Here is a 24,465-nt window from a genome sequence, read left to right on the forward strand (position 1 = left end):
CCGGATAGCGTATTGTCGTTACACCTTCCTTTTTTAAGTGTAACGCCGTTTCCCTATTTGTTGATTTTGAGTCAGTTTCAAGTTAGGTGCCGGTCCGCCTTCCATTTCGGATCGAGTTCTGGACGTGTGAAAGTGAGAATTTTGTTAATCAAATCTTCGCTATTATCCGCAGTCACCACTAATTCTTTATGGGTCGGTTTGACAAACCCCCGTTCAATCGCATGGTCAATCATTTCAATAAGAGGTGTGTAATAATTTTCAATATTTAATAGGCCTATTGGCTTCTTGTGTATGCCGAGCTGTGACCAACTGAGAACCTCAAACAGCTCTTCAAATGTCCCATAGCCGCCAGGTAACGCAATATAAGCATCGGCCAACTCACTCATTTTCGCCTTTCTTTCATGCATATCTGAAACCTCTAAAAGTTCCGTCAGCCCTGTGTGGACGATCTCCCCTTGGAATAACAGTGTCGGCATAATCCCGGTCACCTTCCCACCATGAGCCAAGGCACCGTTAGCGACGTCACCCATCAGTCCATTCTTTGAGCCGCCATACACGACTTCCATCTCATTATCTGCTAGTAATTTTCCAAGCTCCTTTGCATGCTTCGAAAAAGCCTCCAAACCACCTGGCGCCGAACCGGCAAACACACAGATCCTTTTCATATCAACCCACCCCTGACCTAATTCTAATAAAACAGGCGCTCACCTAGTGACCAAGGTGAACGCAAGTGTACTTTAATTCAATATATGACAAAAGGAATTCACTAACCTCAATTTTTTAAACAAGCTCTGTCAGCTAAAAAAATAACTATCTATCTACCCGCTTGCCTACCCGAGCTTTACTACTAGCCGTTGGACGCTTATCCGTGTCTTGCGGCTTCCGCGAAGTCCTTTTATTTCTATTATCCTGACCAGTTTGAGCAGGTTTAGAGAAACGCGGAAGATCACTTTCTTCTTTATGAATTGAGATGCCCAATTGCTTGCCAAACTGAAGGAGCTTTTTCTCATCCCGAAAGGTAACCAGGGAAACAACTGTTCCTTCAGCCCCTTGACGGCCCGTTCTTCCTGAGCGGTGCACATACTGGGTGACTTCCTCTGGCAGATCAAAATGGATCACATGGGTTACGCCTTCGATATCCAATCCACGCGCTGCCAAATCGGTCGTCAGAAGAATGGGCAGCTGTCCTCTTCGAAATTGCTGGAGGGTTGCCTCACGTTCGGTCTTTGTTCCTTCACCGCTGAGACTCCCTGCCTTCACACCCCTGCTTTTCAGGCGCTTTAACACTTCCGGAATATAGCTTGAACCGTTAATAAAAACGAGTGCTTTTACATTGTTTGACTTCACATAATGTCTTAACTCATCAATTTTGTCCTTCGGGTGGCAAACGTAATACAAATGGGTAACCTGCTGAGCCGCTTTTTTCGAAGGCGCAATCCGAATGATCTCAGCCTCTTTCATCCAATCATCTGCCAGTTGTTCCACCGTTTTTGTAATCGTTGCGGACACCATAATAAGCTGACGTTCTGCAAGCGTTGTTCGGATAATGTCTTGAACGATAGGGACACTATCATGAACAAGCAATTGGTCGGCTTCATCCAAAACAATGGTTTTTACCTCATGCATTTTGAGTTTCTTCAATGCTATTAGTTCCTGAATTCTAGCTGCTGTACCGACCACTATCTGCGGATGCTTTTTCAACTTCTCGATCTGGCGTTTCATATCAGCGCCGCCGATAAATGAAGCGCTCGTCCCGCCGCTTCCCTGAAGCCATGTTTGTAAAACCTGATGAATTTGCATAGCAAGTTCTCTTGTCGGGACAAGAATGACCGCCTGGGTCTTCTTTAACTTAAAATCCACCTTTTTCAATATAGGGAGTAAGTAAGCTAACGTCTTGCCTGTCCCTGTTGGCGATTCGATTACTAAATCCTGATTTTCTAATAAAATAGGAAGGGCCGCTTCCTGAACAGGTGTTAATTCACTAAATCGCGCTTTTTCCCATTGATTTCGAATAAAATCTGGGAACGCATCAACTTCTTGTAACTTCAAAGGACATTCTCCTTTAATTTTCATTTATGTAAGCACGTCTGCCTTTGTTTCAGCTTATTTTAACATACTTCCCGCGAACTTATTTATTCATAATGCTATCTCTATATTTCAAATAATTTTGACTTTATCGACAAAACAACGAAATTCTATTGATTTTATTCTATACTGCGATATAATCAAAAAAAGTAACATTTCGTGTGAGGAGATTTAACATGGTACTTGACATTGAGATTAGAGACTCCCTTAACAATGACTTAGTCACGATTGCTCCTTCTACACACATCAAACAGGTATTAAAAACTGTTTTAACTAAGAAGGAAGAAAGCATTCAATCCTTGCGAGATAAAATATTGAAGTATGAGCAAAAAAGCCGGGCGGAAGACGCCTTTTATCAATCACTTTCTCCACTCAGAAAACTCTTTACAGGTCGAGCACCAAGTCATCATAGAGCTGTTGAATATATGGTAAATGTTAAAGATCGGTTAAAGAAAATAGAAGATCTTAAGCGGCAGGTCACAGAACTTACCGAGCTGTTGAAGCATGTCAATACCCCTATAGATAAGATGACGATTTCCCATTCCATCCTAGAAGAAATAAAACCCTATCTATGACAGGAGACGCTTGATAAAAATGACTTTACATGGAGTAACTACAGGACTAAATACGATATGGGTCGTTCTCACCGCAGCCATGATCCTTCTAATGGAAGGCGGCTTTGCTCTTCTCGAGGCAGGATTTGTCCGTTATAAAAATAATGTGAACATTATTATGAAAGTATACGTAGACATCACCATAGGGACGCTTTGTTTTTATATCGTGGGGTTTGGCCTTATGTACGGAAAAGATATTAACGGTCTAATCGGTTCAAACGGCTTTTTGCTGCATGGCAACCTCTCTTTTCTGCACCTGCCGATTTCAAATGAAACCTTTTGGCTCTTTCAAGCCGCTTTCGTAATTGCCGTTATTTCGATCGTGTCAGGTGCCGTGGCGGAGCGAATTAATTTTCGTGCGTATATTCTTTATGCTGTCCTGATGACAACACTTATTTATCCCATCGCTGGACACTGGACTTGGGGAGGCGGGTGGCTTGATCAGCTAGGCTTTCTCGATTTTGCCGGTTCTGGTGTCATTCATGCCTTAGGCGGATTTTCAGCACTTGCCGCTGCTTTGTTTATTGGTCCTCGAAAAGGCAAGTTTACATCGGATGGAACGAGCACCATAGCCCTCCCAAGCAATCTGCCATTAGCCTCTGTCGGCGCCTTTTTATTATGGTTCGGCTGGTTCGGTTTCAATGCAGGAAGCACGTTAACTGCGACTGACCCCAGAATCGGTCATATCGCTATTTTAACCATGCTGTCAGCGGCTTCAGGCGGTGCGACTGCCCTGCTTTTTACACTGTTCCGTTATAATCGGTCGGACGCGCCCTCCGTCATAAATGGTTCACTTGCAGGACTTGTCGGTATTACGGCAGGCTGCGCCTTTGTCAGTGATCTGTCTGCTATTTTAATTGGAGTAATCGCCGGACTTCTCATGATGTTTGCAACAAGCTGGTTAGAAGCAAGAGGCATTGACGACCCCGTCGGCGCCTTCCCTGTTCATGGCATTTCCGGAATATGGGGAACTTTATCTGTCGGGCTTTTTTCAACTAACAATGGACTATTTATTACCGGCCATTGGCATCTGCTAGGCATTCAGCTGCTCGGTCTCGTCGTTCTCTCTATTTGGGGGTTTGGGCTTACATGGGGAGGCTTTAAGCTTATTAAGTGGATCGTTCCTGTTCGGGCAACTGAAGAAGAAGAGGAGCTCGGCCTTGATATTAGTTACCACGGCATTATGGCCGCATATCAAGAACATGAGTTTATCTCCTTTGAAGATCCTTACACCAATGACTTCGACCCAGACAAAAAATAAAAAACAACAACACCCTGAAGCGGTGTAACGGGTTTACTTGTGAGGTGCAGAACTCTAATTAAAAGGCAATCGATTACCTATTTCATTAAATGGCTAAAGCGAACTTTCTAAATAAGCGGAAGAATTCCGCTTATTTAGAAATCAACATTAAAAATAGCTAAAATAGACGGAAAGATTCCGCCTATTGACTCGAAAAACATAAAAATGAGTCATTTCTTTTTGTTTAAACGGAAAAACTCCGCTTATTTACGACGAACTGAACTCTACTTTGGTTGATAACGGAAAAATTTCCGCTTATTTCAACGATCACAGGTTACTCTAAAATTTCTTGTTAACCATTACAGTCCGTTTTTACTTTAAGAACCATTTTTTCACAAAGTCATAGATAATCTAACTATTATTTTAACAGATATATCCAAATGACTTGGTAATCACCCTACCTTTCACTTGCCCAATCACAGGTTAATTCACACACCTCCAATAATTATATCCACCCATGTAAATTACACTGTGATTGGATAGGTGATTTACGGATGAAATGGTCAATAAACATTGATATTAACTAAATATCGCTCAGTGAAATGACTCTGTGAAAACCCGTGCGATTTACCTTGATAGTTAATTGTTTGCACCTCTGAAGTGAACCCGTTAGAAGCGGTGTTATTGGTTTTTATTTTCAACAGATTGTAAACGCTTCATATTTATCTCCATTTTCGATATGATTAATAATAAAACAAGCTTTAAGCTAGTGGCCTATTTATTTATTACCAGCGAGCTTCAGCCCATAGTGATGGGGTTCACCGGAGCTCCGCCTCGACGCTAGGGCATACCATGGGCGCTTAGCCTTCATCACACCTTTTCGAGCCGCCTTCGAGCCCATTTGTGTGTATTGGGGCCATCATCATTTTATAAGTAAAATGAAGTTGGGTGTTGATTGTTGTCCTTGCGTCTTCTAGCTTAAGCTCCGAGGTAGGTTTCCTCTGGATAAGCCAGCACGGATTTTTTTCGAGGAGGTGACTGCACGGGAAATTTTCAAGCAGTAGGCTGGCGAGCGAATCGTCCGCTTTAAACAGGCCTAATTTCACCTTTATTAAAAGTTAATCACTAATCTACATATATTTTTATCAGAGCTTTTATTGAAAAAAAATGGGAGGGACTATTCATGTCAGGATTACTCAAGAAACGTGTAGCGTTTATAACTGGCGCGGGCAGCGGTATTGGCCAGGCCATTGCCACAGAGTTTGCAAAAGAAGGCGCAACCGTAATTATTGCTGAACGCAACATGACTAATGCGAAAACAACTGTTCAAGCCATTAGTCAACAAGGAGGGACCGCTCATTCCTATGAGGTGGATGTGACAGATGAATCTGGTTTAACCGCTGCTATCGATCAAACCGTTAAAGCGTTTGGACGTCTCGATATCCTTGTCAACAATGCCGGATTTCAGCATGTCTCCCCCATCGAGACATTCCCAACTGACACCTTTGAAGCTCTTATCAAAGTCATGCTGACAGCCCCCTTTATGGCTATCAAGCATACCCTTCCCATCATGAAACAACAACAATACGGTCGAATTATTAATCTCGCTTCAATAAATGGACTCATTGGATTTGCAGGTAAAGCAGGCTATAACAGTGCCAAGCATGGGGTGATCGGATTAACGAAGGTATGCGCACTCGAGAGCGCTCCCCACAATATTACAGTCAATGCATTATGTCCCGGCTATGTCGACACACCACTCGTTCAAAAACAATTAGGGGATCTCGCCGCATCGAGAAATGTTCCTCTTGAGAGCGTCCTTGAAGAAGTGATCTACCCATTAGTTCCTCAGAAAAAATTAATTGATGTCCAGGAAATTGCTGACTATGCTGTCTACCTTGCCAGCGACAAAGCGAGAAGCATTACCGGTCAAGCGGTTATAATCGACGGCGGGTACACGGCACAATAAAATAACTCAAGCTTTAAGTGGACACACCCTCTCAAATGCCCCATCATTTAAAAACAACAAAAAGGCGCCCCCAAAGCGAAAACGACTATCACTAAGGGGAGCGCCCGACTTTATTTGAATAATTGATTAAAGCGTTTAGGAACAGGAGATTCGAATCGCATAATTTTACCTGTTTGCGGGTGTTTGAAGCTAAGTATATGAGCATGGAGTCCTAATCGACCAATCGGGTTTCCTCTACCTCCATATTTTTTATCCCCAACAACCGGATGTCCGATATCCTGCATGTGCACACGTATTTGGTTTTTTCGGCCTGTTTCTAAGTTAACCTGCAAAAGGGAAAACTTATCGGATGCCTTCAAAACAGCATAATGTGTCACCGCTTTTTGGCCACCATTCGGTTTATTACTCGAGTACATGAGATGAGTTCGAGTTTCTTTTAGCCAAGACGTGATAGTTCCCGTTTTTTTCTTAATTTGCCCCTCAACAAGCGCTATGTATGTTCTTTCAGAGACTGAGTTTTTCCAATCATTTTGAAGCTTTTGCTGGATCTCTTGGCTTTTTGCAAACATCAGAACACCCGATGTATCACGGTCCAGTCGATGGATAATAAAGATGCGTTGTTTAGGATCAAAGGTCTGGACATAATCCGTCAGTTGACGGTAAGCCGTTAATTGTTTTTCTTTATCTGAGGCAATCGTTAGCAGCCCCTCTTTTTTATCGACCACCAAGATATCCTCATCTTCATAAAGAATGGTCACTCCTTCTAGCTTTTTGGAATCCCCTTTCTTTGCTAAGTTCACTTCCACCACATCGCCTGACTTGAGCGGCTCATTATATTGGGTTGTCTTTTTCCCATTGATCGATACTTGACCTCTTGCCAAAATCGATTTAACCGTATTCCGCCCCCGATTCCCAATCACTTGCAAAAGGAATTCCAGCAATTCACTCGTTTCCTTTACCTCAAATCGCTCAGCTACTGAATTTGATTTAGAAGGGCTAACCTTTTTCACATACTGCCTATCTTGTCCCATCACTTTGCCCCCTTTTCCTTTATAATTATTCCAATCTATGGAGAAAAGTTTTAATTCCGCTGCTCATTCATTCCGACCCGTTTTACCTCACTAACAGTCTGTATAATCAAACTGAGGATCCGGCTCAATATCAAGTTACGCGTGGTTAGTTAATCTTCGTTAGCTTAACATACTTAATCGACAATTGAACACCCTAATCCATATGGAGGTGTTGATAAATGGAACAGAAATCCAAGCATCCACTAACACAGGGCGTCAATGATTCCCAGGCTGTTAAAGAATCGCGGCAGTTTGACCATGAACTCGCCAACGAGCCTTTAACCGCTGAAGAAAGACATTTCAATAAAAAAACGAAAAAACGTCAATAACCCACCGATTCAAACCACCCCAAAAGAGCCCTTTTGAGGGTGCTTTGAATCGTACATAACAAACTTAAAATCCCTATTCATTCTCGCCAAATTTCATGAGTTATTTTCTCATTTAAGGGAAGACTATTGGGGATTTTGCATAAGGAGATGATTAAGTGGAAAAGAAGCAGCCGTCATCGGATGAAAAGCAACTCTTAACGAATAGACAAGGACATAAAATCACTGATAATCAAAATGTAAGGACAGTAGGCAATCGCGGACCTATCACACTTGAGAACTATCACTTTCTCGAGAAAATGTCCCACTTTGATCGCGAGCGAATTCCCGAACGCGTCGTCCATGCGCGCGGGGCAGGGGCGCACGGTTATTTTGAAGCTTACGGCAGTGTCGGAAACGAAGCCATTAGCAAGTACACAAGGGCTAAGTTATTTCAAGAAAAAGGTAAAAAGACACCGGTTTTCGTCCGTTTTTCAACTGTCATTGGAGGTAAAGAATCGCCAGAAACCTTGCGCGACCCGCGCGGCTTTGCCGTTAAATTTTACACAGAAGCCGGCAACTGGGATCTCGTTGGCAACAACCTTAAAGTATTCTTTATCCGTGATCCGTTAAAATTTCCCGATATGGTTCATTCTTTTAAACCTGACCCTGTTACTAACCTGTCAGATCCTGAACGCATGTTTGATTTTCTCAGCCAAACACCTGAATCAACGAACATGCTGACCTATTTGTTTTCGCCTTGGGGAATACCCGCTAATTACCGCCAGATGCAAGGCTCAGGTGTCCATACATATAAGTGGATAAACCAAGAAGGAGAAGCCGTCCTCATCAAATATCATTTTGAACCTATTAAACAAGGCATTAAAAATCTAACACAAAAAGAAGCCAATGAAATACAGGCAACTAACACTTCCCACGCCACTCAGGATTTGTATGAAGCCATTGAACGCGGGGATTATCCAGAGTGGGAGATGTGTGTTCAAATCATGTCAGACGATGAGCATCCCGAACTCGATTTTGACCCGCTTGACCCGACCAAGATTTGGCCAAAGGACCAGTTTCCCTTCTTACCCGTTGGCAAAATGGTCTTGAACAAAAATCCAGAGAACTATTTTGCTGAAGTTGAACAAGCAGCATTTGGGACAGGCGTCCTTGTCGATGGACTTGATTTTTCTGATGATAAACTCCTTCAAGGACGCACCTATTCCTATTCCGATACTCAGCGTTACCGTGTTGGTACGAATTATCTTGAACTGCCGATCAACAAGCCGCAAACAGAAGTCACCACCAATCAAGACGGTGGACAAATGGACTATACGGTTAATAAAAATCCAGGAACTAACCCTCATATTAATTATGAGCCTTCCACTATCGATGGCCTGGTTGAAGCCGCGAAATCGGCCAAGGACCATGAACCCCATTACAATGATAAACTGGTTCGCGAAAAAATAGACCGGACTAATGATTTCAAGCAGGCGGGTGAAGCCTATCGCGCGTTTGAAGACTGGGAACGTGATGAACTCATCATGAATCTCGTGGCCAACCTTAAAGTCTGTGACCCGCGCATTCAGGAAAAAATGATCGGAAATTTCACTCAGGCAGATGCTGAATACGGACGCCGAGTGAAAGAAGAACTTGAAGGGGCTAAGAAAATGATGTCGATGAACTCGAGTGAAGCAGCAAAAATAGGTGAACAGACAGAAGACAAGATGGGACGAGGCGCCGAACCTTATTAATCCCCAAATATCAAAGAAGGTGAGCGCCTTAACGCTCACCTTCTTGTTTTTCTTTATGAAGCTGCTGATCGAAATACGCGAGAATGTTTTCTTCCGGGATGGGTTTACTGTAATAATAGCCTTGACCCCAATGACAGCCGTAATCGACTAATAGACGGTCTTGGTCCGCCTTTTCAATTCCTTCAGCAATAATTTTCAAATCAAGCGCGTTAGCCATTCCAATTATGGCTTTAATGATAGGCTTGGCATCTTCACTTTCTTCCAAACCCACGACAAATTCCCGATCGATCTTAAGTGTATCAATCGGAAGGGCTCTCAAATAAGCAAGAGAGGAATACCCCTTTCCAAAGTCATCGATTGAGATTCCAAACCCCATGTCTTTAAATTGATTTAAAAGAGACATCGACTGCTCCATGTCCTTCATCACAAGAGACTCCGTTATTTCAAGACTCAAATGAGATGGATCCACCTGATAATCGTCTATCACCTTTTTAAATCTGTTAAAAAGATGAGGGTCTTGAAATTGTCTAGGAGAAAGATTAACGCCTAATTTAACGGGAGGATACTTCAATCGGTCCCAATGCTGCTTGACCTCACATACTTTTTTGAACACCCATTCTCCTAACGAAAAAATAATACCTGAAGCCTCCGCAATGGAAATAAAATCATTTGGCAGAACGATGCCTCGTTTCGGGTGATGCCAGCGTACGAGCGCTTCAAAACCAACTAATTTTCTAGTCATAAGATCGATTTGCGGCTGAAAAAAAAGCTTAAAATCCCCTTGATTAATCGATAGTCTAAGCTCATTTTCCGTTTTCAGTTCTGAAAATAGGCTGCTAATCACAAAGGGCTGAAAATAGCTTAAGGTATCACCGCCTTGATCTCTCACTAAATCTAGACTGCTTTCTGCATTTTTTAATAAACTATCAACGGTGCTGCCATCTTCAGGATAAAAAGCGATCCCGATATTGGCCTGCATCTGGATCTCTTGATGATCCAAGCGGAAAGGTTCTCTTATCAACTTTAATAAGTGATTGCCAATGCGCGGAACTTCTTTTGATAATACACGGGCTTCAGTTCCTTTGATAACAACAATAAATTTATCCCCGGTAAATCGCGCTACAAAATCTTCGGAATCCATACCGTCTTTCACCCGATTAGCCATCATCTTAAGCACTTGGTCGCCTTTTAAATGACCAAACACCTCATTTATCCGTTTAAAGCGATTAAACTCAATGAAGAGAAGCGCAATGGGGTGACCCTCTTGCAAATGGGTATCTAAAAACGTTTGGACAAATTGTCTATTATAAAGACCCGTCATAGGATCCCGAATCATTCTGTCCTCTAGAGTGACCGCTTGAGATAAAAGATTCCCAAAGGTTTTCAGCAGTCTTATATCATTATCTGAAAAGGAATACGGTTGCTCGTCAATCGCACATAAAGTTCCAAATAGTTCTGTTTTGTTCACCCAAATCGGTACCCCGATAAATGCGCCGTCTTCAAACTGACTCGACGCTTGGCCTTGATTGATTAAGGAGGAGGACTCTGAGAGATTGTCGATGGCAACAGGTTCCCCGCCTTGTTCTACCACTAATTGGCGTATTTCTTTATAAGGCACCTCCCCCTGATCAGCCACAAGCTCTTTATGACGATTGAAAGCCTTTATAATAAACTCCGTCCCCCCATCATTAGAAGCTACAAAAAATGTATTTAAGGGGATCAGATTAGGAAGCAGTTTGACAATGTCATCCATGATTTGATCTAACTTTTCCATATATTTATGATCCTGCTCATACTCCATGTCATCTCACCCCCATCTAGGTCCAATGACTCATTAGACCATCTAATCCCTATGTTAATATAATTTAACAGCCTTTTAAAACATTGTTGTAATAAAATACGCAAACTGCGAAACGGCTATTCTAAAAGTGGGTTGTTTTTAAATTATGAAAAAATCACTTTCCTCTTTTAGACTAAAAAAATCAATGGATTCAATTATAATGTAAAAAGTTCATTATAATCCCGGCGTGTGTCGCGGATATAAAAGAAGTCATTGGTCGAAGAATCATATAAATAATCTTGGGACCATTCCTCTTTATGAGCCAAAATTTGCTTGATTGCGTCCACAAATCCATAAGCTTCCTCATTCGTCATGGTAGGATGAGCAGAAAATCTCACCCAGCCTGGCTTTAGTGAGAAATCGCCCTGATCAATTTTCTTTGCTATAGATTTAGAGCTTTCTTGATCAATCTGAAGCAAATAATGGCCATAGGTTCCGGCACAGGAACAGCCGCCGCGCACTTGATAACCAAAACGATCGTTTAGCAATTTGACAATCAAATTATAATGAAGGCCCTCCACAACGAAAGAGACCACTCCTAATCGATTGGTGACGTCTCCTTCAAGCACCTGAACTTCCGGGATCGACTCAAGCCCTGGCAGGACAATTTCAAGAAGCTCCTTTTCCCTCGCTTGAATCTCGTGAATTCCCATCTTTTCTTTAAGTCGAATGGCAAGCGCTGCCCGAATGCCCTGAAGGATTCCAGGCGTCCCTCCATCCTCCCTTTTTTCAATATCTGATATATAGTGATGCTCCCCCCACGGATTGGTCCAAGTTACAGTACCTCCACCTGGTTCATCTGGAATCTTGTTCTGGTAAAGGCGCTTATTAAACACGGTTACCCCGCTTGCCCCAGGTCCACCTAGAAACTTATGAGCGGAGAAAAAGATCCCATCAAGACTCTCAAGCGGGTCTTCAGGATGCATATCGATCTCAATATAGGGAGCAGAAGCTGCAAAGTCCACAAGACAAATTCCTCCATGCTCATGCATCACCCGAGCGAGTTGATGGTAAGGAAGACAGATTCCCGTGACATTCGAACAGGCTGTAAAGGCCCCAATCTTCAGCGGGCGATTGCGGTAGGTATGCAGCAATTCCTTAAGTGCCTCTATATCCAAGTGTCCATCCTTAGAACGCGGGACGATTTTCACGTCCGCGATTGTTTCAATCCAAGACGTCTGATTCGAATGATGCTCCATATGACTAATAAAAACGATGGGACGTTCCTCTTCAGAGAGTGACATATAACGCTTCCACTTCTCCGGCCCCTTCAGCCCTAATATTCTTTGGAACTTCGCCATAACAGATGTCATACCTGAACCTTCAAGTAACACAACATCCTCATTATTAGCATGCACATGACGTTTTATTATCCGTTTTGCTTCTTCATAAGCAAGCGTCATGGTTCCTCCAGTCAAATTGGACTCGGTATGTGTATTCGCCATATAAGGTCCAAAGACATTTCTCACTTTATCTTCAATCGGTCCATAAAGCCTTCCGCTTGCAATCCAGTCCGCATAGATTATTTTTTTCTCACCAAAAGGAGATTGAAAGGTTTGTTCGACGCCAATTATATGCTTTCGGAACTGAGAGAAATAGGCTTCTAATTCCGAATTATATTGATAAGTCTTGCTGCCAATACGTGCTGTAATCACCAATCCTCACACCCTTTTAAATAACTTGATGAAGTCCAAGGGGCCCTCATAAACCCACATGCGTCTATAACAGTGTATGAAAAACACCTTTAAGTTGTTTAAAAGGAGCGTGCTGCGGGTGTCATAAGTGAGGTTATTAAAGGAGGTGACTAAAACAAACGCACAGCTAGGTAAAAGCAAACTCCTACCCACTGTGCGTATTTTTCTAATAAAAGAATTTACTTAACGAGAGACCATTTAATCCTCATCTTTTGCATCCCAATCTTCTGGAATGGGCTCTTCACGTTCGGCCTTCATTCTCTGCTTGTACAGTTCCAATTGTTCCAAATGCTGATTGAATTGATCACGATAAATGAGATGCTTTTCGCCATCGAAAACCGCTCGGATCCGCTTTTGCTGAATGAGTTTTTCGATAGAACTGATAGGCATCGATAGATAGTCGGCTGTCTCTTCGATTGTTAAATACATAGGATTCACTCCATTTATTTGGGGCTAACTCTATTCTAACAGATTTTTATAAAATATAGGATGATATCAGAAACGCGCTAGAATGCCTATAATGGAGACTTGCCCTACAAATGACATCAACAATTCAAAGCAACCGGCAATTCATTACTGGATAACGCTAAGTGAGTCCTGCTCACTGTTCATGCTTGGCTGATGGGGTAAATAGATCGTTATAGTTGTCCCACAATCGACCTTGCTCTCTATGACTACTCTGCCTTGATGATCTTCTATAATCTTCTTACTTACCATGAAGCCTAACCCAGTCCCTTTATCTTTCGTTGTATAGAAAGGCTGTCCAAGCTTTTCTATCAGCTCTTGTGACATCCCCTTTCCCTCATCCTGAAATTCAATATGATAACCAAGCTGACTGCAATTTTTCGTTAACTTAACCGCTAATTGTCCACCGTCGGGCATGGCTTCGATCGCATTTTTAATAAAATTAATAAAAACCTGCTTAAGCTGATTTGGTTCACAATGGATCTCACACGCACAGGAAGGAGCATCCAGTCTAATTTGAACATTATTTAAAATGGCCTGAGAATCCAAAAGCGTGATAACCTCTGACAAAAGCGTTTTAACATCTGAAAGCGAATGGACCAATTTTTGCGGCTTAGCTAACATTAACAGCTCACTCACAATGCTTTCAATCCGTTCGATCTCTGAACTCATAATGTTAAAATACTCCTTGTTAGAGGGAGAATCACTTTTTAAAAACTGGAGAAATCCTTTAATGGCTGTAAGCGGATTGCGAATTTCATGAGCTATCCCCGCAGCAAGTTGCCCAGCTACTGAAAGCTTTTCAGAATGAATCATTAGAGCCTCTGCTTTTTTCCGATCCGTGATATCACGATAAGTCGCAGCCCATCCCATGAACTTCCCAGCTTCACGTATTGGAAACCCTGAAACAAGTGTATCTATAACACTCCCATCCCGCTTTACTCGGATGGTTTCAACATGTCCAATATCTTGTCCCATTTTAAGCATCTTTATTTTCTTATGAAGAGTGCTGTATTCTTGCTTAGGAATGAAAGGAAGCTCCGTTATACTTTTCCCTAGAAAAATCTCCCCCTTCCAGCCCAACAGCTTCTCGAAAGGTTCATTTACTTTGATCAATTGTCCCTTTGCGTTAAAGATCAAAATGGCATCTAAATGGTTATGTATAAAGGCCTCAAGACGATTCCGAGTCCTCTTTAATTCACGCTCATATCGCTTACTTTCTTCGATATTCTTTGATATCCCGTAGACTCCTTTTACTTCATCATTAATAATAATAGGAATAAACGTATGGTCGATCGTAAGGACTTCTCCGCATTGAATGACCATTCGACTCTCAAATTGTTGAACCTCTCCGTTTTTGGCTAGATTAAAGTGGTGAGATACTTTTGACAAGTCCTCAGGAAAGACAAGGAAGTGAAAGGATTTCGGCGGATTTAAAATCCATTCTTCAGAATAGCCAAGAATAGCCCTACAAGACCGGTTAAAGGTTGTAAAATGGCCATCGAGATCGAGGGAATACACCATATCCGGATGATTTTCAATTAATGAATTAAGACGCTGTTCTTTTTCTTTTAAGGCAAGCTGCGCTTCCTTTCGCGGTGTCACATCTCGAGAAAAAGAAAGAATTTCAACCTCTCCAGATTCCGTCTCAAAATAAACACTAGTTGTTTCAAACCATAAGTAGTTCCCGTCCCTATGCCTTGCACGGTAAGTAACGGTCCCTTTTCTCTGCCTTTTTAATTCTTCATAAAACATCCTTATCATGTCGCGATCTTTGGGATGATAGAACGTGTCCGCCCTTGTGCCAACCATTTCTTCTGGCTTATAACCAAGCAGTGATTGGCTTGAAGCCGACACAAATGAAAAACATCCTTCTCTTACCTTAGTGATCATGTCCATTGAATGATTAATAATGAGTTGATAATTGTTTTCACTCGCCACCAATTGTTTGTCTATATCAAGTTGTGTTGTGGCATCTATAAATTGTGAGATAATATATGGCGCCTCATCCCCTTGGTCAACTAAGGTAACACTTATGTAAGTCCAAAGCACTTGGCCGCTTTTATGGATAAGACGTTCTAGCCGTGTATAGGAAGCCCGTCTTCTATTCACTAATTCATCGAAATGCTCCAAAGCATTATAGAGATCATCGGGATGAACAAGGTCTTGAAAATGCAGCCCGTTCAACTCCCTCTCTCCATAGCCCAGAAATTTCTGTCCAGCTTGATTCACTTTCAGAAAATGACCATCAAGTGTCAGGATACTCTTTCCAATAGGAGCATAATCAAAAGCATGCATTAATAATTGATCTTGATCTAGCTGTGATAATAGAGACATAAAACTCCTCCAATACTTGAAATGCAGTTTTTTTTAGCTCAGGAGAACGCTCTCTAGAAGTCTTACTTTTGATCAACTTATTCCTCACTAATAAAAAGTATTGAAACTTCTAACAAACTCTTTTTCCCATTTTGTTCAAGTATTAAACATTTGATTGTCTGAATACATATAAATTAATAGAACTTCTAACTAGATTTAGGGACAAGCAAGCCATTATTGGATCCATTTAGTGAGAAGAAGGAGGAGCTAGTATGAATCAAGCTTCAAAGAAGGAATCCCTAGAGTCTCTGCTTGATATGGGGTCAAGACCAAAACTTAGACTGATCGAGCCCGGAGAAGCACAATATCTGGCTGAACTCGGAAAAGTAGCTAAAGAAATCATTGAACTGAAGCAAGCGTTTAATAATCTTAATACGAATCATGAAGAATATTCTGCCGATCGAGTGGCTCTTCGTCTGACTTCAGCAGAACAGGAATTTTTCCTGCTTTTTAATACCCTTCGCAAAAGCAAGGGGATCGAACCGCTAAAAGGAAAACGGTTCTCAGGTGACTTTTCCTACGAGTCTTATCTTTACAATCACTAAAGAGTCTCAGTCCAGGACAAGCCATTCGCCTGCTCTAAAAAACGAAAACAGCTATGACCATTGGTCATAGCTGTTTTCTAGGAGACCTATTTAGAAAGAGCGTCTGTTAAAACAGGCACAATTTGTTTTTTACGTGAGACAACACCTTTTAAAAGGGCTGTGTTGTTATCCAAAGTAACGTTATAAGCTTTTTCAACTGCACTTGCTTCTTTTCCAAGAGCGAGTCCCACTGAATCGTTTGTTAAGATGTTTGTTACAACGAAAAGGAATAGATCAAGTCCTTTTGCTTCAATGATTTGATTGATTTCCGCTTCAATTTCTGTTTGGAGAGCAAGAACTTCGCTCGCATCAACGGTATTTACTTGAGCTACTTCAACCTTATGGCCGCCCATATCAAATTCTTTTGCATCAATAGAAAGCAGTTCTTTAACCGACTTATCAGAAAGATCAGCACCAGCCTTTAGCATATCAAGACCGTATTCTTTAGCATCAACACCGGCGAGTTCTGCTAATTCTTTAGCAGCAGCCACGTCCTGCTCCGTGCAAGTAGGCGACTTAAATAATAATGAGTCAGAAATAATCGCAGAAAGCATGAGGCCTGCGACTTGTTTCTCAATCGTCACGCCGTTTTCTTTGTACATTTTATTCAATATCGTTGCGGTGCAGCCAACTGGCTCAGCACGGTAGTACAAAGGATCGCTTGTCTCAAAATTGGCAATGCGGTGGTGGTCAATAACTTCTAGCACTTTTACTTCATCAATATCAGTCGCACTTTGTTGACGTTCATTATGGTCAACTAAGATAACAGAAGAAGCCTCTCCCGCTACTTTTTCAACCAAGCGAGGAGCATCCGCCTTAAAATAATCAAGGGCAAACTTTGTTTCTCCATTCACTTCACCTAAGCGAACAGCTTCCACGTTTTGACCTAATTTTGTTTTTAGATCGGCATAAACAAGTGCTGAACAAATCGTATCCGTATCAGGATTCTTGTGTCCGAAAATTAACACCTTTTCCATTCTATCCAACTCCTTAGTTGTGAACTTAATTAACTCTAATCATCAGATATGTAGCATTCGTTTCTCATTTTAGCAGAAATGAGCGAAATAGGAAAAGGTCAGGCTGAGCCTGACCCCATTTTTTTGTTAGAGAGAGGACTCCTGCTTGGTTAAACGGGAGTTGATCCATTAAGTCCCTCTTTAACCATGTGAATCCAAGCTGAACTCATGATGTTATAAAAAAGGAAACTGAATCAAACGAATTCCTGAATGTTGTAAACTCTTCCGCTCTCTATGTTCCCACCAAGAAGCCCCAATAGTTTTTCAGCTACAAGATCTGGTGAACGGAGCTGCCCCTTCTCCTTAAATTCGCGAAAACGCTCCACATTAGAAAATTGTGTCTCATCGGATGCGCGAATTTCCCCTTGCATATCTGTATCCATCACACCGGGTGAAAAAGATATCACTTGGACAGGATGTGGGGCTTGTCGCTGTTCAAGGGCGATGGTTTTAGTCAGCATATCGACCCCTGCCTTCGAACTGCAATAAGCAGCCCAGCCATCATAAGGATGCTCCGCAGCCCCAGACGATACATTGACAATCAGCTTTTCTGCCGGTACACCTGAAAAGGTCTTAATAAACCAGTTACAAAGCAGAAGCGGAGCTATCAAATTAACACGGATATTTTGAATGAGATCCTGGGAATCTGCCTGTCCAATTTGCTTGATCGGCTCTACAACACCAGCATTATTGATTAACACGATTTTATCTTGACCGGACCAATCATGGTTCTTATAAAGCGATTGGCAAACTTGCTCAATCGAACCGGACTCGTTTAAGTCACATGGATAAAAGGTTAAAGCAACCTGGTGCTCTTTTGCTAGAGCCTCTAGTTTGTCATTTGGCTTTCTTGAAATGCAGATAATCTGATTACCAGGTTCAATTAATTGTTTAACAATGGACTCGCCAAGCCCCCGAGATACACCTGTAATGATGTAAATACCCATCGTTCAAACCCCTCCTTGTAATAGGGCAGCCTGCCTTTAGCCCTTGATTCATTATTAAGTTTACCCAACTTAAAATGAGAAGGCTAGGATTCCCATGGGTGGGCTGCTACAATATGACGAGGATTAAAATCCATACCCTTTGCCCCATAGGATGTTTTCCTAATTAAATAATCGGGTATCGTTACACTAAAAACTTAAAAAAGTTAGGCGTAACGTGAATACGCTATCCACCTCCCAATGGCCCATTTGAGAATTTAAGCGTAACATGGATACGTTATTTCTCAAAAAACGCGGCAAAATGACTCCTGTCCGAGGAGATAGCGAATCGTGATTACAGCTATTCTTAAATTCAGACTCAAAATTAGGAAATAAAGAATCGAACAAACAACGTTTACTCCAAAATAAATGACGAAAATTTGGGCTTGCATTGCAAGCGTTTTAACTGTTAAAATCTTTAACAATATAATTTTCGAAACTTTTAGAAGGAGGCGCTTGGAATGAGAACTGTCACGTTAGAAATGATCTTTACTCACCCCATTACCCAACGCTATTTGCGCCGCTCTGGCATTGCCCATGCAGTGAAGGTAGCGGAGTATGCCTTTGCTTTGGCTATAGAGCACCATGTGGATCCTGATCTTGCAACGAAAGCCGCTCTGCTTCATGATATTGGTCATTATACGTGGTATCGCAACGGCGAGTGGGACTTCGAACTTTATAGAGAGAACGATATTCATGCAATTAAAGGGGCGAATCGTGCCCATAAGCTGCTCATAAGAATCGGTGAGGACCCTAAAGCTGCTAAACAGATTGCCCTTGCCATCCTTCTCCACACGGACTCCTATCTTCCTGATGGTCACCTCCATCTCAATCCATTGCAAAAAGTGGTAACGCTCGCCGATGAATCAGACGAAGAACCCCAAGGTCATCATCATTACAAAACCATGGATTTCCAAACCGCCCTCAGCCGCATTCGCAAACTTGATCAATGCATCGATGGCCATTCATCCATCGCATCAGGAGAAGCATAAGTTCGGGGTCTCCACTCCTCTTTTACATACTTTCTTAAAACCAATATACTGCATAGCTTGATTCAAAAATAAAAACCTCATCTAAATCAAAAAAATCATAGATTATTAGTCTATACCAACATTCAGGAGAGTATCAAAGTTTTTGGGATTTGGTATCCTTAACTTCGATATCTGATCCTTAAACATGAACGGTTGACAATCCGCAAAGTTCGCTGCTTCTTTAACACTCATGATTTGGTCTAAAAATTTCCATTTGCTCTACCCAATCTTGATGTGAATATTGTCAAACCTAAATAATGGATTACTAAAAAAGCGACCTAATGAACCAAAGACTTCTCCCGCTCTATATTCTAGAGATACTTAACGTTCCCCCAATCCCTAGAAAAGAATTGACAAGTATATTTCTAAAGTTAACTTCTTACTTCAATTTACATATTATCAAGGAAAGATTATCCGAACCTTATTAATTACTGAGCGAAAAAATGTTCAACGATCTGTTAAAATCCCTATGAATATGCAGTATCAAAACAATCCAAGTAGATGAACCACAATCATAGAAACCTCGAAAAGCGTAATTATCAAAGCTTTTAGCGGATTACCTTAGAGAAAAAGGAAAAATTGCTAAACTCCGTTTTTGGTCAACTCCCGCCTCTTCTTTTACAACTTGTTCCGGCGTGAAGTTCCTCCAAAGGACAGCCTCAATGCAAGTTGTGAGACTCCCCCTGTTCAACGTCAAGCATCGATTCTTAAAAGAGGCTATTTTTGAAAAGCCCCTATTGCTCGAAACTTCAAATAGAATCATGGAACATAAGAATTTTCATGCTCTAGGTTTAGAAATGATGCGTGCTTCCTTCTATAAAAAATTGAAAGGTAAGATATTAAGCAAAAGGAAAGGAAAGGAAAAGAAGTACTTCAGTTCTTTAAACCATGCCTACTTTTGCAGAGAATTCTAATCTACTCCCTATGTAAGCTACGACCGGATCTCTCGGAGCCTGGACCATTCTCGTCACATTTCAATCCACGCACCTATGTAAGGTGCGACACAAATGGGCTGACGATGTACGTTTGATGATGGAGTTTCAATCCACGCACCTATGTAAGGTGCGACTCCGGGGTGTCCCGAATGGGTTGCCGTGTAGTCAAATTTCAATCCACGCACCTATGTGAGGTGCGACAATCCAGGTCCATCTTGGCTTAAGAATCCTTTTAATTTCAATCCACGCACCTATGTGAGGTGCGACAAAACAGTGTCAATTATTACCTCGGCTTCAAACGATTTCAATCCACGCACCTATGTAAGGTGCGACACAAAAATTATTAAAAGTTCTAAACGGTACCGCGGGTTTCAATCCACGCACCTATGTAAGGTGCGACCTTTTAGCATCGATGGTAAAAGTATTCTCTGCAGTTTCAATCCACGCACCTATGTAAGGTGCGACTAACTGCCGCCCTCCCTTGACATAGGCATTACGGTGTTTCAATCCACGCACCTATGTAAGGTGCGACGGTGGGGCGTCTTGCTCCTTGCCTTGTACGGTATGTTTCAATCCACGCACCTATGTAAGGTGCGACCCCACAATTTGATCAAATCACGCAAGCCGTTGTGGTTTCAATCCACGCACCTATGTAAGGTGCGACCTTTGCGGCGAATCCTAGCAAGACTACACCCTTAGTTTCAATCCACGCACCTATGTAAGGTGCGACGTTAACTTGGATTGCTTATTGTGGGTTCTGCGAGTTTCAATCCACGCACCTATGTAAGGTGCGACCCTTATGGAAAATCTAAGTCCCGGACAACAAAAGTTTCAATCCACGCACCTATGTAAGGTGCGACGGGTGCACACAAAAGGTGCTCCACCTGGTAATAAGTTTCAATCCACGCACCTATGTAAGGTGCGACTTCGTCATCGTAGCCGTATCAGAGGCTTTCAGGTTGTTTCAATCCACGCACCTATGTAAGGTGCGACAAGAGTGTTATGACAATGATCTAAAGGCTAATCATGTTTCAATCCACGCACCTATGTAAGGTGCGACAGTATGTGAGGGGCTACATAGAGACCTCATACCCAGTTTCAATCCACGCACCTATGTAAGGTGCGACCAATTGGTTTCTCGGTGATCATCAAAGTTTTTATGTTTCAATCCACGCACCTATGTAAGGTGCGACGTTGGGGCTGATGGGGTAACACCGATAAGTGAATCGTTTCAATCCACGCACCTATGTAAGGTGCGACGTATTGTTAGAATCTTTAACCGGTCTCTCTCACGTTTCAATCCACGCACCTATGTAAGGTGCGACGCGGGCTTTACTCCACTGCGTATAGCTGGGGGAGTTTCAATCCACGCACCTATGTAAGGTGCGACTTGGAAAAATTCTTCTAACCCGACCCGAGAGTCGTTTCAATCCACGCACCTATGTAAGGTGCGACGCGGCATGAAGTTCACGACAAGTGCCGAAGTTTATGTTTCAATCCACGCACCTATGTAAGGTGCGACATTAGCTTATATTAATGATTTAATGCCTATGAGCGTTTCAATCCACGCACCTATGTAAGGTGCGACTTTTCGCTTTGTTGGCGGCAAACGTAAATCCTTGTTTCAATCCACGCACCTATGTAAGGTGCGACGTAAATAGCTGTACTTGGGTCCGCGCCTGTTTCGTTTCAATCCACGCACCTATGTAAGGTGCGACTAATCATAGCAAGGCGAGTGACGGGAGTAGATAGTTTCAATCCACGCACCTATGTAAGGTGCGACTTATCGGACAGTCCTTGGAGTCCTTCTAGTATAAGTTTCAATCCACGCACCTATGTAAGGTGCGACTCTTTCGTGGCTCGTCCTTGATACCCTTGAACCTCGTTTCAATCCACGCACCTATGTAAGGTGCGACCTCCAGGGGTCATCATGCGGGCCCGTCACAAGGGTTTCAATCCACGCACCTATGTAAGGTGCGACATAATTGTCGAACAGGAGTGGAGGATTCGACATGTTTCAATCCACGCACCTATGTAAGGTGCGACATTGTGGGATTGGTGGAAATCGAAAACTTTGGGGTTTCAATCCACGCACCTATGTAAGGTGCGACGTCATGGGATGGGAGATTTGGAGACATGCATATGGGTTTCAATCCACGCACCTATGTAAGGTGCGACCGGGTATTTTGGGGTCTATTGTTGGTGTTTTAACTGGTTTCAATCCACGCACCTATGTAAGGTGCGACGCTGTTATGGGTTCTATTGGTTCTATTCGTACTTTTGTTTCAATCCACGCACCTATGTAAGGTGCGACTCGTTACTTATGCCCAAATCCTTAACAGTCAAGGTTTCAATCCACGCACCTATGTAAGGTGCGACGATGAAATAGTCCCCATATCATAAAGAGCATAAGTTTCAATCCACGCACCTATGTAAGGTGCGACAACCCTGTATTTTAGCACAAGAACCACAAATTAAAGTTTCAATCCACGCACCTATGTAAGGTGCGACAGGTGTTCAACGGTCAACTATTCAGACGCATTATGTTTCAATCCACGCACCTATGTAAGGTGCGACATCTTGGGATTGGATGCCTTACCAGAAGCAACAAGTTTCAATCCACGCACCTATGTAAGGTGCGACTTTATTTATTGGAGGTGCTTGAAATTAAATTAAAGTTTCAATCCACGCACCTATGTAAGGTGCGACATGGTCAAAGTGGTCCTAGTGTTGTTAGTGGCTCTGTTTCAATCCACGCACCTATGTAAGGTGCGACCGCGCTTACTTTGGCATTGCATCCTGATATTCTCGTTTCAATCCACGCACCTATGTAAGGTGCGACGAGCGGTAAAATCCGCTTATAGTTGCCGATAAACAGGTTTCAATCCACGCACCTATGTAAGGTGCGACGCGGTACCGGAACCAATCGAGGCGGCTCCCAAGGGGTTTCAATCCACGCACCTATGTAAGGTGCGACCTCGATAAACCATCCACGACAACCGATACCATACGTTTCAATCCACGCACCTATGTAAGGTGCGACCTCAAGTTTTTAATCGTATGGTTAAACAGCTGCGAGTTTCAATCCACGCACCTATGTAAGGTGCGACCAAAATAATTATAAACATTCAACATCACCAAAGGGTTTCAATCCACGCACCTATGTAAGGTGCGACATTTTGCTTTTGTGTCAGTTGTTACTATTGTATGGTTTCAATCCACGCACCTATGTAAGGTGCGACATTTTCGATTCCCCCAATATAGTTTATGATAGATGTTTCAATCCACGCACCTATGTAAGGTGCGACCCTTTTTGATAGCTGACAGAGCCCGACATGGTTGTTTCAATCCACGCACCTATGTAAGGTGCGACGGGGCGGGAGCCGCCTTCAATTTGTCCATGCCAAGTTTCAATCCACGCACCTATGTAAGGTGCGACCGAGTATAACCGCATGGAAATGGTGCTACTCGAAGTTTCAATCCACGCACCTATGTAAGGTGCGACTAAATCATTCATTTTAAGCACGTCCCCACTGATGTTTCAATCCACGCACCTATGTAAGGTGCGACTATTAGAGAGGTTTATGATAGTTATGCTAGGGTTGTTTCAATCCACGCACCTATGTAAGGTGCGACAATAATCACCCACTAACAAAAGGTAGTTTTTTAAGTTTCAATCCACGCACCTATGTAAGGTGCGACGTTGGCGAAGTATTCCAATCTCTCGCATTAAAAGTTTCAATCCACGCACCTATGTAAGGTGCGACTTATCCATCTTCATAACGCTACCCCGCTTCATGGTGTTTCAATCCACGCACCTATGTAAGGTGCGACTTTTCCTAGTTCGGGATTATTTAAGTTGTCAGCGACGTTTCAATCCACGCACCTATGTAAGGTGCGACAAAGGATATTAAACGTTTTTTTGAAATTGTAAAAGTTTCAATCCACGCACCTATGTAAGGTGCGACTTTACAGTGATCGCTACTGCTAATTTAAAAAGTGTTTCAATCCACGCACCTATGTAAGGTGCGACGGCGTTTTTTGAGCAAAAATATCTATTTTTCATAGATAATCAATGCATCAATGCCATTTTATTTCCAATAAATGTATTTTAATAAGAAAAACACATGGAAATAAGCTTATATTTTGGTGCGAATAAACCTATATAATCATGTTCACTTCAGGTTCGCACCTTACTTACCGTTACCTCAAATAAATAGGTACCCTTCTAAATCAAACGTTTCTTTATTTCCAATATGTTCGACTTTTGTCTTATAATTGTCCCCTAAACGATAAAAACGAAGGCTATCTGTTTCTTTGTTTATGATCTCTAGTAATTTATATTTCAATTGTCTTAATTGAGTTGAATCGACAACACATTCAAAAACGGAATTTTGAACTCTTAAACCATAATCTTGACACAGCTTTGAAACCTGCCTTAACCTCTTTTTTCCTCCAGGATCAATTGTGCTGACATCATAAGTAATGACCACTAACACGT

Annotated in this window: 16 protein-coding genes, 1 pseudogene and 1 CRISPR repeat array; of the genes and pseudogenes, 7 read left to right on the top strand and 10 right to left on the bottom strand. The window is 42.2% G+C overall.

All coding sequences use genetic code 11. The features are described 5' to 3' along the window. Positions 1-77 precede the first annotated feature (77 nt). Complete coding sequence (locus tag PU629_RS19775) at positions 78-665, bottom strand: LOG family protein (protein WP_275281732.1); 588 nt, start codon at positions 663-665, stop codon at positions 78-80. A 244-nt stretch (positions 666-909) separates the two neighbouring features. Further along, positions 910-2,049, bottom strand: a pseudogene (locus PU629_RS19780) (DEAD/DEAH box helicase); the annotation flags it as partial. A gap of 212 nt (positions 2,050-2,261) precedes the next feature. On the opposite strand from PU629_RS19780, the gene PU629_RS19785 reads away from it, so the two are divergent. The 3 genes from PU629_RS19785 to PU629_RS19795 all read left to right on the top strand — a co-directional run bounded on the left by PU629_RS19785 (position 2,262) and on the right by PU629_RS19795 (position 5,908). Beyond that, a complete protein-coding gene (locus PU629_RS19785; protein WP_275281734.1) occupies positions 2,262-2,660 on the top strand; it encodes a hypothetical protein in 399 nt (132 codons plus the stop codon). A 19-nt stretch (positions 2,661-2,679) separates the two neighbouring features. Then, complete coding sequence (locus PU629_RS19790; RefSeq protein ID WP_275281735.1) at positions 2,680-3,960, top strand: ammonium transporter; 1,281 nt, start codon at positions 2,680-2,682, stop codon at positions 3,958-3,960. A gap of 1,162 nt (positions 3,961-5,122) precedes the next feature. Then, entirely contained in the window at positions 5,123-5,908 is a 786-nt protein-coding gene (locus PU629_RS19795; RefSeq protein WP_275281736.1) for a 3-hydroxybutyrate dehydrogenase, read from the top strand. A 110-nt stretch (positions 5,909-6,018) separates the two neighbouring features. Here PU629_RS19795 and PU629_RS19800 read toward each other — a convergent pair whose 3' ends face one another. After that, complete coding sequence (locus PU629_RS19800) at positions 6,019-6,939, bottom strand: RluA family pseudouridine synthase (protein WP_275281737.1); 921 nt, start codon at positions 6,937-6,939, stop codon at positions 6,019-6,021. 218 nt (positions 6,940-7,157) lie between these two features. Here PU629_RS19800 and sspO point away from each other — a divergent pair, with 218 nt between their 5' ends. Beyond that, positions 7,158-7,307, top strand: coding sequence for a small acid-soluble spore protein SspO (gene sspO / locus PU629_RS19805; protein ID WP_275281738.1), 150 nt, complete (start codon positions 7,158-7,160; stop codon positions 7,305-7,307). Positions 7,308-7,462: 155 nt separating this feature from the next. Then, positions 7,463-9,040: a catalase gene (locus PU629_RS19810; protein WP_275281739.1), complete on the top strand. Its 1,578-nt coding sequence runs from the start codon at positions 7,463-7,465 to the stop codon at positions 9,038-9,040. A gap of 28 nt (positions 9,041-9,068) precedes the next feature. Here the strand turns inward: PU629_RS19810 and PU629_RS19815 are convergent, their stop codons facing one another. From PU629_RS19815 to PU629_RS19830, 4 genes are all read right to left on the bottom strand, one after another. Further along, a complete protein-coding gene (locus PU629_RS19815) occupies positions 9,069-10,841 on the bottom strand; it encodes a sensor domain-containing phosphodiesterase (protein ID WP_275281740.1) in 1,773 nt (590 codons plus the stop codon). A 194-nt stretch (positions 10,842-11,035) separates the two neighbouring features. Further along, positions 11,036-12,538 (bottom strand): aminotransferase class V-fold PLP-dependent enzyme, encoded by a 1,503-nt coding sequence (locus PU629_RS19820; RefSeq protein WP_481900461.1) that lies wholly within the window; start codon positions 12,536-12,538, stop codon positions 11,036-11,038. Between the two features lie 234 nt (positions 12,539-12,772). After that, positions 12,773-13,003, bottom strand: coding sequence for an excisionase family DNA-binding protein (locus PU629_RS19825; protein WP_275281741.1), 231 nt, complete (start codon positions 13,001-13,003; stop codon positions 12,773-12,775). Between the two features lie 144 nt (positions 13,004-13,147). Further along, complete coding sequence (locus PU629_RS19830; RefSeq protein ID WP_275281742.1) at positions 13,148-15,376, bottom strand: PAS domain S-box protein; 2,229 nt, start codon at positions 15,374-15,376, stop codon at positions 13,148-13,150. A 251-nt stretch (positions 15,377-15,627) separates the two neighbouring features. Here PU629_RS19830 and PU629_RS19835 point away from each other — a divergent pair, with 251 nt between their 5' ends. Next, the gene (locus tag PU629_RS19835) at positions 15,628-15,960 is read left to right on the top strand and encodes a hypothetical protein (RefSeq protein ID WP_275281743.1); all 333 of its coding nucleotides are present in this window, start codon (positions 15,628-15,630) and stop codon (positions 15,958-15,960) included. 86 nt (positions 15,961-16,046) lie between these two features. On the opposite strand, the gene PU629_RS19840 is transcribed toward PU629_RS19835, so the two are convergent. Together PU629_RS19840 and PU629_RS19845 are read right to left on the bottom strand one after the other, a co-directional pair. Continuing rightward, the gene (locus tag PU629_RS19840; protein ID WP_275281744.1) at positions 16,047-16,976 is read right to left on the bottom strand and encodes a manganese-dependent inorganic pyrophosphatase; all 930 of its coding nucleotides are present in this window, start codon (positions 16,974-16,976) and stop codon (positions 16,047-16,049) included. Positions 16,977-17,209: 233 nt separating this feature from the next. Further along, positions 17,210-17,962: a (S)-benzoin forming benzil reductase gene (locus PU629_RS19845; protein WP_275281745.1), complete on the bottom strand. Its 753-nt coding sequence runs from the start codon at positions 17,960-17,962 to the stop codon at positions 17,210-17,212. Between the two features lie 497 nt (positions 17,963-18,459). On the opposite strand from PU629_RS19845, the gene PU629_RS19850 reads away from it, so the two are divergent. After that, a complete protein-coding gene (locus PU629_RS19850) occupies positions 18,460-18,990 on the top strand; it encodes an HD domain-containing protein (protein ID WP_275281746.1) in 531 nt (176 codons plus the stop codon). A gap of 1,010 nt (positions 18,991-20,000) precedes the next feature. Then, positions 20,001-23,997: direct repeats of the CRISPR family, unit length 32 nt; unit sequence GTTTCAATCCACGCACCTATGTAAGGTGCGAC. A 175-nt stretch (positions 23,998-24,172) separates the two neighbouring features. On the opposite strand, the gene cas2 is transcribed toward PU629_RS19850, so the two are convergent. Continuing rightward, positions 24,173-24,463, bottom strand: a complete 291-nt coding sequence (gene cas2, locus PU629_RS19855) for a CRISPR-associated endonuclease Cas2 (protein WP_275281747.1) — start codon at positions 24,461-24,463, stop codon at positions 24,173-24,175. Between the last annotated feature and the right edge of the window lie 2 nt (positions 24,464-24,465).

Origin of the sequence: Pullulanibacillus sp. KACC 23026, assembly GCF_029094525.1 — a bacterium.
Lineage (GTDB): Bacteria > Bacillota > Bacilli > Bacillales > Sporolactobacillaceae > KACC-23026.